The sequence below is a fragment of the Kitasatospora sp. NPDC054768 genome, assembly GCF_053612025.1.
This window is the reverse complement of record NZ_JBSHBN010000237.1, coordinates 1-10,251: the sequence shown is the minus strand read 5'-3', so window position 1 is coordinate 10,251 and position 10,251 is coordinate 1. Positions and strand designations below refer to the sequence as shown.

The following is a 10,251-nucleotide window of genomic DNA, read 5'->3' as shown; positions in this document are numbered from 1 at the left end:
TCGTTCCGGCCGGCCCCGCGGCGTGTTCGGGCGGCGGCCGTCAGCCGCGGAAGAGGTTGTGCCCCACGTCGGACGGGACCTCGTCCTGGACCGGCTCGCTGCCCGGCCCCGGCACGTGCTCGCCGGGGATCGGCTCGTCGCCCTCCCGGTGCAGCAGCACCACCCCGTCCTCGGCCCACAGCTGCCGGTAGCCGTGCGCCAGCAGCAGCCGGATCCGCTCGGCCTGCTCCTTGTCCGTCTTGAACGGGAAGGACCGCTTGTCGCCCCGGGTGAGCACGTACTCGCGCCCGCGCGGCGTGCCGTCGACCAGCACCACGTCCGCCCGGGCGGTCAGCCGCGGCGCGATCTGGTTGTCCGCCTCGACGGACGCCCCGTCCGGGATCAGCGCGGCCGCCCGCACCAGCGCCGCCTCGCTCGTCTTCGGCGCCCAGGACGACGGTACGGCCAGCGGCAGCAGCCCGATCGGCACCGCGGCGACCAGCGCGATCCCGGCCGCGCCGAGGCCGAGCCGGCGGGCCCGCCGCACGCTCCGCTCCGGCCGCCCGGCGGCGCTCAGCCGGCCCAGCACCTCGATCGCGGCGGTGAGCAGGATCGGCCACAGCAGCGAGTCGTAGTGCCGGGCGATCGACCAGTGGTTGGGGTTGCTGGACAGGATCCGCTCGGCCAGCAGCGGCAGCGCGCACAGCACGGTGGCCGAGCGCAGCGGCAGCAGCAGCGTGGTGCCGAACAGCCACAGCAGCAGCAGCGGCTTGAGCGGCTGGTCGAAGGCGGCCTGCACCAGCAGGAACGGGTCGTGCAGCAGGTTGCGCAGCGCGTCCCCGCCGTCCGTGCCGAGCGAGCCGTAGTTCCAGTAGTAGCCCGGCTGCCCGCCCATCGCCGGGATCAGCCAGGTGATGGCGACGGCCGAGGCGACCGGCCCGCCCAGCAGCAGCCCCAGGCCGGTGAAGCGGCCCGCCCGGTCCTCCGTACGGCGGGTGCGCAGCAGCAGCACCAGCCCGTACGCCCCGACCATCAGGCCGAGGTCCTCCTTGGTGCAGCACAGCAGTACGGCGGCGAGCACCACCGTGCCGTACCGGCGGGCCAGCCCGCGCTCCAGCATCAGCAGGGTCAGCGGCACCGCGAAGGCGACCTCGTGGAAGCCCACCCGGGCGGCGACCAGCAGCGGCCAGCCGAGGCCGTAAGCCAGGCCGGCCAGGTCGGCGGCCCGGCGGGCGGTGCGCGGCTCGGCGGCGGCGAAGGCGTACCCGGCGATCCGCCGGATCAGCGGCACCCCGGCCGCGAACAGCAGCGACTGCCCGATGATCAGCGAGCGCGGGTCGTCCCAGATCCAGTACAGCGGCGCGAGCAGTGCCAGCACCGGCGAGAAGTGGTCGCCGAGCAGCGAGAAGCCGGGCGGGAACTCGTGGTGGAAGCTCTTCAGCGTCGAGACGGGCAGCCCGAAGTGGGCGTAGCCGCGCACGCCCTGGTCGAAGATGCCGAGGTCGAAGCCGCCGAGCGACACGGACGTCCAGCCCTGCAGGCCGATGGCGCAGGTCACCGCGAAGCAGAGCGCGGTGAGCAGCAGGGTGCGCCGGGCCGGGCCGAGCAGGACGGCCTCGGCCAGCCGGCGGGCGGCGGGCACGGCGGCGGCCGGCGGCGGGGGTGCGGTCTGGGTGGTCACGTCAGGTCCGATCCGTCCGGTCTGGGTCCGTGGGTCCGGCCGTCAGGTCCGGTTCGTCAGTGCGGGATCGCGGTCCAGCCTGGCGGCCAGCAGGGCCCGGACCCCTCCGCCGGCGGCCTCCACGGCCTGCCGCCGGGCGCGGTACAGCCGCACGCCCAGGACGACCAGGACGGCGATGGCGATCGGCGGGTAGATCGCGCCGGGCAGCTGCCAGTACCAGGCGACCCCGCGGCCCCAGCGGTGCGGCACCGTCCACATGACGTGCGAGAGGAAGACCAGCAGGGTCAGGCCGAACAGCACCCTCCGGGCCGTGGTCCTGGCCTCCACCGCCAGCAGGGCGAGGAGCGGGATGCACCAGACCCAGTGGTGGGTCCAGCTGATCGGCGAGACCAGCAGCGCGGTGAGCGCGGCGCAGACCGCGCCCCAGGCGTCGGCCCGGCGCAGCACCCGCGCGGAGCGCCCGGCCAGCACCGCCACGCCGAGCCCGAAGGTCGCGACCAGCGCCGAGGCGATCAGCCCGACCAGGCCCGGGTCGTTGACGTCCAGCAGCCGGCAGACGGCGCCGCGCAGCGACTGGTTGTCCACCAGGACGGTCACGCCGACCCGGCTCGGGTCCCAGAGGTAGGTGGTCCAGAACCCGTACGAGGCGTCGGGCAGCACGGCCCAGCCGATCAGGCCCGCCGCCAGGAAGGTGCCGGCCGAGACCAGGGCGGCCCGGACCCGGCCGGTCAGGAACAGGTAGACGGCGAACAGGCCCGGGGTGATCTTGATGGCGGTGGCCAGGCCGATGCCCACGCCCTTGAGGCGGTGGCGGTCCGGGCGGGTCAGGTCCCACAGGACCAGGCAGAGGATGCCGAGGTTGACCTGCCCGTACTGGAAGGTGGTGAAGACCGGCTCCAGCCAGATGCCCAGGCCGGTCGCCAGGATCACCACGGCCGCCCGGTGCTGCTTCGGCCAGCCGGCCAGCTTGAGCGACAGGTGCACGGCCGCGGCGAGCAGCGCGTAGTTGAGGAGCATCACCAGGACGCGCAGGGTGCTCACGTCGAACCAGGTGCTCGGCACGAAGAGCATCGCCGCGAACGGCGGGTAGGTGGCCGGCAGGTCCCAGCCGGGCAGCCGCATCGCGTAGAGGTCCTCGCCGCGGACGACGGCCTGGCCCTCGGCCCGGTAGACCAGCATGTCGACCATGGTGGCCCCGTGGCTGTGCCGGAACCAGGCGAACACCGCCAGTGACACCGCCGCCACGCAGACCGCCGGGAGGGTCCAGGAATTCGGTCTTCCGGTTTCCGCTGCGCCTCCGGGATTCTCCGGACCCGACCGCCGCACCCACCGTTTCAGACCGAACTCGCGCACCGCGATGGCACCCCGTTGAGATAGACCAGATCGTTCCCTCGTCAGCGTCTGGGCCCACCCACCATAACCGACCCCTCCGAGCCCCAAACCGCGTCAGAAACGGGCCCGGAAGGGTGATGTGATCTCCCCCACAGCGGACTCCGGGCGGCGGCGGCCCCGGACCTGGAGCCCAAAACGCGAAATCCCGCCGGGAGTTGCCTCCCGGCGGGATTTCGTCGACCGGCCTGAGCCGGTCCGTTGGGTGGAGCTGAGGGGATTCGAACCCCTGACCCCCTCGATGCGAACGAGGTGCGCTACCGGACTGCGCCACAGCCCCAACGAGAAGAAACTCTAGCACCTTTCGGAGGGGGTCCGTGACCAACCCCGGGTCGCGGTGCCGGTCAGGGGGCGGCCCGGGCTATTCGTTGGCCGCGCGCGGGCGCGACTCGGGGGCGTGCGGCTCGGCGTACTGGTCGAACAGCGGGGTCTTGCGGGACTCGGCGGGGCGCCCGGCGGTCCAGGTGCCGGGGGCCGACAGGTCGAGGCCGCGGGAGACCCGGGGGGCGACCGGGGCGGTCACGTAGGTGGGCAGCGGGACGGGCACCGGCTCCCAGGAGTCCGGGCCGGCCGCTCCGCGCTCGCGCATGCCGTCGACCCACTCCTCGTGCTCGGTCGCCTCGGCCACCGCGGAGGCGGAGGACACCGAGACGGTGGCCTGCTCCGGGTCGGCCGCCAGCCGCAGGTGCGGCCGGCGCGCGGCCCGCCCTCCGGCGGGCGCGGCCGGGGCGGGCTCCGCGGCGGCGGGGGCCTCGGCCGGGGCGGCGCCGGGCGCCGCGGCCTCGGCGCGCTGCTGCTCGCGCTTGCGCAGCCGCTCGGCCGCCTGGGCGGCCCGGACCCGGTCGAGCTTCACCTCGTACCGCTGGCGCTCCAGCTTGCGCAGGTGGCCGATGTACACGGTGAGGAGGACCGCCGGGACCGCCGGGACCCAGAGGAAGGCCAGTCCGGCCACCGCGGCGACCACCGCGCCGAGCGCGAAGGAGAAGAAGAGGGCGGTGACCATCCGGCGCCGGCGGGCCAGCAGCCGCGCCCGGCGTTCGGTGCCGGCCCGCGGCTCGGGGGCCGGCCGTTCGGCCGGGCGCCGCACCGGGGGTTCGGGCTCCCGCGCGGGGTCGCCGGAGGAGGTCCCGTCCCGTTCGGGAGGACCGTCGTCGCTCTGTTCGCCGTCACGCGGTTCGTCGCCCAGGGCCCGGGCCGCCCGCCGTTCCAGCCCCGAACGCCCGGCCAGCAGGCGGATGGCGGTGCTGAAGCGTTCCGTCGGGCGCGCCTCGTTGAGTTCGTCCTGCCTGCGGAGCCACATCGGCACCAGATAGGCGGCCCAGGCCCCTACGATGACGGCGTAGATAAGGCCGCTACTGCTCACGATTCACACCGTACGGGCGCCGGGGAAGGCCTGGCAGCAATTTGGCGCGGCGTGTCGTGTGATCAAGCTGATTCTCCGACTATTTTGCCGCTATTTGTGGGGGTCCGGTGCCCCTTCGATGCCATATCGATATTTCTTTCGAACATGTATTCAATTACTGCGCTCGCGCCCGGAACTGAGCGCCCGCCAGCGCTCCAGCATCCCCTCCGGGACCTCCTCGTCGGTCAGCGCGTAGACGAGGTGGTCGCGCCAGTCGCCGTCGATGTGGAGATAGCGCGGCCGGATTCCCTCCGAGCGGAAGCCGAGCTTTTCCACCACACGCCGGCTCGGGCCGTTCTCCGGGCGGATGCAGACCTCGATCCGGTGCAGTCCGAGCGTGCGGAAGCAGTGGTTCACCGAAAGCGCCACGGCGGTCGGGATGATGCCGCGGCCGGCCACGCCCTCGTCCACCCAGTACCCGATGTTCGCCGAGCACATCGAGCCCCAGGTGATCCCGCCGACGGTCAACTGGCCGACCAGGCGGCCCTTGTGGAGTACGACGAAGGGCAGCATCCGGCCGGCCGAGGCCTCGCCGCGCAGGAAGCGGACCATCTGCCGGTACGTCGGCCGGGGGCCGCTCACCCGACCCGCCGGGCCGGGCGGCACGGTGGCCTCCCAGCGGCGCAGCCAGTCCCGGTTGCGGCGGCTCACCTCCTGCCACTCGCGCTGGTCGCGCGCCCGGATGGGGCGCAGCACGACGTCCCCCTCGTGGAGTTCTACCGGCCAGCCGGCGTTCAGTGGGTTCTCCCGGTCGCTGGGGCGTCGGGCCGGGGATGGTCCCCGCCCCCGAGCTGGTCGACGGCGTGGGCGAGCAGCGGCTCCAGGACGGCCAGGCCGTCCCTGACGCCGCCGGTCGAGCCCGGCAGGTTGACGATCAGGGTACGTCCGGCGAGCCCGGCGAGCCCGCGGGAGAGCGCCGAGGTCGGCACCTTCTCCCGGCCGTACGCACGGATGGCCTCGGCGATGCCGGGGATCACCCGGTCGATCACCCGGGCGGTCATCTCGGGGGTGAGGTCCATCGGCGAGATGCCGGTGCCGCCGGTGGTCAGCACCACGTCGTAACCGGCCGCGACGGCCTCGCGCAGCACGGCCTCCACCGGCTCGCCGTCCGGGACGACCCGGGGGCCGTCGGCGGTGAAGCCCATCGCGGTCAGGCCGGCCACCAGCAGCGGGCCGCCCCGGTCCGCGTAGACCCCGGCCGAGGCCCGGTTGGACACCGTGACGGCCAGCGCCCTCCCGGCGGGCACCGCGCCGGCCGGCGCCGTCACGCGTCCACCTCCGGCGCGAACCAGTCGCCGCTCTTGCCGCCGGTCTTGCTCAGCACCCGGACGGACTCGATCGTGGCACCCTTGTCCACCGCCTTGACCATGTCGACGACGGTCAGCCCGGCCACCGCGACGGCGGTCAGCGCCTCCATCTCGACGCCGGTGCGGTCGGCGGTCCGCACGGTGGCGGTGATCTCGACCGCGTCGTCCGCGACGGCGAGGTCGACCTTGACGCCGGAGACCGCGATCGGGTGGCAGAGCGGGATCAGGTCCGGGGTCTTCTTGGCGCCCATGATCCCGGCGATCCGGGCCACCGCGAGGGCGTCGCCCTTGGGCACGCCCTCGCCGCGCAGCAGCTCGACCACCTGCGGGGAGACCCGCACCCGGCCGGCCGCCACCGCGGTGCGCGCGGTGGTGGCCTTCTCGGAGACGTCGACCATCCGGGCGGCGCCCTGGTCGTCGACGTGGGTGAGGCGGTCGCCGGGGGGAGGTGTCGTCACGGGGAACTCCAGGGGCGCGCAGGTCGAATACCGCGCTACCGTACCGTTCCCCGGTCCGGGGAGCCGATCAGGAGTCCAGCAACACCACGTCCACCGCGCTGCCGGCCGGCAGCGCGGTGGTGTCCTCGGGAACGGTGATCAGGCAGTTCGCCCGGGCCAGCGCACCGACCAGGTGCGACCCGGCGCCGCCCACCGGCTCCACCGTGCCGTCCGCCGCCGAGTAGCGGCCGCGCAGGAACTGCCGGCGGCCGGCCGGGGAGCGCAGCGCCGCCGGGCAGAGCGCGCGGACGACCGGGCGGTGCACCTCCGCGGCGCCGAGCATGGTGCGGATGACCGGACGGACGAAGAGCTCGAAGGAGATGTAGGCGCTCACCGGGTTGCCGGGCAGGGCGAGCAGCGGAACCCCGGCCGCGCCGCCGATCCGGCCGAAGCCCTGCGGCTTGCCGGGCTGCATCCGCAGGCGCCGGAAGTCGACGCCCCCGTAGGACTCGAAGACCTCCTTGACCACGTCGTACGCGCCGACGCTGACCCCGCCGCTGGTGACGATCAGGTCGGCCCGGCCGAGCTGGTCCTCCAGGACGGTGCGCAGCCGCTCGGCCTCGTCCGGGACGGCGCCGACCCGGTAGGCGATGGCACCGGCCTCCTGGGCGGCCGCGGTGAGGGTGAAGCTGTTGGAGTCGGCGATCTGCCCGGGGCCGACCGGCTCGCCGGGCTGGACCAGCTCGCTGCCGGTGGACAGCACCACGACCCGGGGCCGCGGGCGGACCTTCACGGTGGGCCGGCCGATCGCGGCGAGCAGGCCGAGCTGGGCGGGACCGAGCCGGGTGCCGGCCTCCAGCACCCGGGTGCCGGCCGTGACGTCGCTGCCGCGGCGGCGGATGTGCGCGCCCTCGGCGACCGGGCGCAGGACCCGGACCTCCTCGTCCGGGACCGGCGCGGTCATCGCGGCGGCGGCCACCCCGGTGCCGGTGCCGCCGTCGGTCCATTCGACCGGGGCGACGGCCCGGGCGCCGGGCGGCAGCGGGGCGCCGGTCATGATCCGGGCGGCCTGGCCGGGGCCGACCCTGGGCAGCTCGTCGGCGCCGGCCGCGATGTCGCCGACCACCGAGAGCACCGACGGGTAGGTGTCGGTGGCGCCCTCGGTGTCGGCGGTGCGGACCGCGTAACCGTCCATCGAGCTGTTGTCGAAGGGCGGCAGGTCGCCGTCGGCGATCACGTCCTCGTCGAGCCGGCAGCCCTGGGCGTCGAGCAGCTGGAGCTCGATCGCGGGCAGCGGGCCGACCGCGGCCAGCACGTCGGCGAGGTGCTCGTCCACCGTCCAGAGGCGGGGGGCCGCCGGGGCCGGGTCCGCTCCGGCGTCGCAGCAGGCGCTGGGCGTGGTGCTGGGCTCGGTGGACCCGGTCATCGGCGGCTCGCTCTCTGTCGTGGTCGGTCCTGCGTCAGGCCTGCATCTCGGAGCCGACGAACTCCCGCAGCCAGGAGCGGAACTCCGGGCCCAGGTCCTCGCGTTCGGCGGCCAGACGGACGATAGCGCGCAGGTAGTCGGCGCGGTCGCCGGTGTCGTAGCGACGGCCCTTGAAGAGCACGCCGTGCACCTGGCCGCCGTCCGCGGCCTCGCGGTTGGTCAGCTCGCGCAGGGCGTCGGTCAGCTGGATCTCGCCGCCGCGGCCGGGCGGGGTCTCCCGCAGCACGTCGAAGACCAGCGGGTCGAGGACGTAGCGGCCGATCACGGCGTAGGCGGACGGGGCCTCGCCGGGCTCGGGCTTCTCGACCAGGTCGGTCACCTGGAAGACGTCCTCGCCGAAGCCGTTCGCCTTGACGGCGGCGCAGCCGTAGAGGTGGATCTGGGAGGGGTCGACCTCCATCAGGGCGACGACCGAGCCGCCGAGCTGCTGCTGCACCTCGATCATCCGGGAGAGCAGCGGGTCGCGCGGGTCGATCAGGTCGTCGCCGAGCAGGACGGCGAAGGGCTGGCCGGCGACGTGCTGCTCGGCGACCGAGACGGCGTGGCCGAGGCCCTTCGGGTCGCCCTGGCGGACGTAGTGCATGTTGGCCAGCTCGACGGACTCGCGGACCCGGGCCAGGCGCTGCTCGTCGCCCTTGCGGACCAGCAGCTCCTCCAGCTCGTAGGCGCGGTCGAAGTGGTCCTCCAGGGCGCGCTTGTTGCGGCCGGTGACCATCAGTATGTCGGACAGGCCCGCGGCGGAGGCCTCCTCCACGACGTACTGGATCGCCGGCTTGTCGACGACCGGGAGCATCTCCTTCGGGGTGGCCTTGGTCGCCGGGAGGAAGCGGGTGCCCAGTCCGGCCGCGGGTACCACGGCCTTGGTTACCGGAACTCGGGAGTTGGTCGTCGTCATGCGTTTACCTTACTCAGGCACGTTTTCGCCCGGCCGAGCACAGGCGGCGGCTAGGACAGCACGTCGCGGGGCCCGGCCACAGTGGCTGGCGTATGGGTCGCGACCGGCTGGGCGAGGGGGTCCCGGCCGACACAGGCCGACAGACTACCCGCCTTTCCCGAACGGTCACGTTCGGCATCCGCTCCGTGATCGGACGGGCAACCGGCCTGCTCGGAGCGGTCGGTTCGGGGGCCATCGGTTCCCGGGCGGCCGGGTTCCCCGGGCTGCCGGGACGAGAGCCGCCAGCAGTCGCCGCCGGCCGCCCGGGCCGCGGCGAGCGCCGCGTCGGCGGCGCGCAGCAGGACGGCCGCGTGGGTGCCGTCCTCGGGCAGCACGGCGATGCCGGCGGCGGCGGTCAGGCCGTTGCCGGCGGCGGGGCGGGACTCGCGCGGGCCGGAGGACCAGTCCAGCAGCAGGTGCCGGCGGACCGACCAGACCAGCCGCTCGGCGACCTGCGCGGCGCCCTCGGCCCCGGTGTCCGGCAGCACCACCAGGAACTCCTCGCCGCCGTAGCGGCCGAGGGTGTCGGCCCGGCGGATCTCCATCGCGAGCCGCTGGGCGAGGTCGCGCAGCACCGCGCCCGCCCGGCCCCGGCCGTGCTCGGCGACGACCGCGTCGAAGCCGGTGATGGCCAGCATCAGCACGGCGAGCGGGCGCGGGCCGTCGGCCTGCTCGGTGTGCTCGGCGCGGCGGGCCCGTTCGATCTCCCGGTCCAGGGTGAGCTGGAGGTGGCGGTAGTTCCACACCCCGGTGAGCGGGTCGCAGGAGGCGGTGCGCTCCAGCTCGGCGCAGCGCTCCTCCAGTTCGGCGATCCGTCCGCGCAGCCGCTGCGCCCCGGCGGCGGCCCCGGACCGCTCCCGCCGTCCGCGCAGTCCGAGGGCGGTGGCGCCGGCCAGTGCGGGGACGCTCAGTGCGGCCAGGGCCTGGACCAGCAGCGGGGTGGTCAATGGGGGGTGCCCTTTCGCGTGTCAGGCTCTGCGCGTCGACGGTGCGCAGGCCAGGAGGATCGGATGAACGAGGATCGGATGCCCAACGAGAAGAGCGGCCTGAGGACACGGCTGTTGACGGAACGGCGCGAACTGGCCGCCGAGGAGCGCGCGGCGGCCGCCGGCGCGCTGGCCGCGCACGCCGGGGAGCTGGCCGCCGCGGGCGCCACGGTGGCCGCCTACGTCTCGGTGGGCGCCGAGCCCGGGACGCGGCCGCTGCTGGACGCGCTGCGGGCGCGCGGGGTGCGGGTGCTGCTGCCGGTGCTGCTGGCGGACAACGACCTGGACTGGGCGGAGTACGCGGGGCCCGACGCACTGGCCCCGGCCGGACGCGGGCTGCTGGAGCCGGTCGGCCCGCGGCTCGGGCCGCAGGCGGTGACCGGGGCCGCGGTGGTGCTGCTGCCGGGCCTGGCGGTGGACCGCTCCGGGCTGCGGCTGGGCCGGGGCGGCGGCAGCTACGACCGGGTGCTGGCCCGGCTGGCGCGGGCGGGCGCGCGGCCGGTGCTGGCGGTGCTGCTGTACGAGCACGAGCTGCTGGAGCGGGTGCCGGCCGAGCCGCACGACCGGCCGGTGGACCTGGCGGTGCTGCCCTCGGGGGTGCGCAGGCTGGGGTGAGAACGGCGGCGGCCCCGCTCCCTCGGGGGGAGCGG

At 74.9% G+C, this 10,251-nt stretch carries 10 protein-coding genes and 1 tRNA gene; 1 reads left to right on the top strand and 10 read right to left on the bottom strand.

The window, feature by feature from the left end; all coding sequences use genetic code 11:
- Positions 1-40: 40 nt before the first annotated feature.
- From ACWGKU_RS38590 to ACWGKU_RS38545, 10 genes are all read right to left on the bottom strand, one after another.
- Entirely contained in the window at positions 41-1,660 is a 1,620-nt protein-coding gene (locus ACWGKU_RS38590) for a DUF2079 domain-containing protein (RefSeq protein WP_401054606.1), read from the bottom strand.
- A gap of 42 nt (positions 1,661-1,702) precedes the next feature.
- Positions 1,703-2,905, bottom strand: a complete 1,203-nt coding sequence (locus ACWGKU_RS38585; protein ID WP_401054608.1) for a glycosyltransferase 87 family protein — start codon at positions 2,903-2,905, stop codon at positions 1,703-1,705.
- Positions 2,906-3,255: 350 nt separating this feature from the next.
- Positions 3,256-3,329 (bottom strand) — tRNA-Ala (locus ACWGKU_RS38580).
- A gap of 81 nt (positions 3,330-3,410) precedes the next feature.
- The gene (gene sepX, locus ACWGKU_RS38575) at positions 3,411-4,412 is read right to left on the bottom strand and encodes a divisome protein SepX/GlpR (protein ID WP_359899787.1); all 1,002 of its coding nucleotides are present in this window, start codon (positions 4,410-4,412) and stop codon (positions 3,411-3,413) included.
- A gap of 150 nt (positions 4,413-4,562) precedes the next feature.
- Positions 4,563-5,189, bottom strand: a complete 627-nt coding sequence (locus ACWGKU_RS38570) for a GNAT family N-acetyltransferase (RefSeq protein WP_401055538.1) — start codon at positions 5,187-5,189, stop codon at positions 4,563-4,565.
- Positions 5,186-5,719 carry a MogA/MoaB family molybdenum cofactor biosynthesis protein gene (locus ACWGKU_RS38565; protein ID WP_452180974.1) on the bottom strand — a complete coding sequence of 178 codons (534 nt, stop codon included), beginning with the start codon at positions 5,717-5,719 and terminating at the stop codon, positions 5,186-5,188. Before ACWGKU_RS38565 ends, ACWGKU_RS38570 begins: the two co-directional genes overlap by 4 nt.
- On the bottom strand, positions 5,716-6,156 hold the full coding sequence (gene moaC, locus ACWGKU_RS38560) for a cyclic pyranopterin monophosphate synthase MoaC (RefSeq protein ID WP_380635337.1): 441 nt from the start codon (positions 6,154-6,156) through the stop codon (positions 5,716-5,718). Before moaC ends, ACWGKU_RS38565 begins: the two co-directional genes overlap by 4 nt.
- Positions 6,157-6,283: 127 nt before the next feature.
- Positions 6,284-7,621 carry a molybdotransferase-like divisome protein Glp gene (glp, locus tag ACWGKU_RS38555; protein ID WP_452180973.1) on the bottom strand — a complete coding sequence of 446 codons (1,338 nt, stop codon included), beginning with the start codon at positions 7,619-7,621 and terminating at the stop codon, positions 6,284-6,286.
- Positions 7,622-7,655: 34 nt separating this feature from the next.
- Positions 7,656-8,576 carry a UTP--glucose-1-phosphate uridylyltransferase GalU gene (galU, locus tag ACWGKU_RS38550; protein ID WP_359899794.1) on the bottom strand — a complete coding sequence of 307 codons (921 nt, stop codon included), beginning with the start codon at positions 8,574-8,576 and terminating at the stop codon, positions 7,656-7,658.
- 50 nt (positions 8,577-8,626) lie between these two features.
- Entirely contained in the window at positions 8,627-9,562 is a 936-nt protein-coding gene (locus tag ACWGKU_RS38545) for a GGDEF domain-containing protein (protein WP_452180972.1), read from the bottom strand.
- Between the two features lie 63 nt (positions 9,563-9,625).
- On the opposite strand from ACWGKU_RS38545, the gene ACWGKU_RS38540 reads away from it, so the two are divergent.
- Entirely contained in the window at positions 9,626-10,216 is a 591-nt protein-coding gene (locus ACWGKU_RS38540) for a 5-formyltetrahydrofolate cyclo-ligase (RefSeq protein ID WP_401053892.1), read from the top strand.
- Positions 10,217-10,251: the final 35 nt, after the last annotated feature.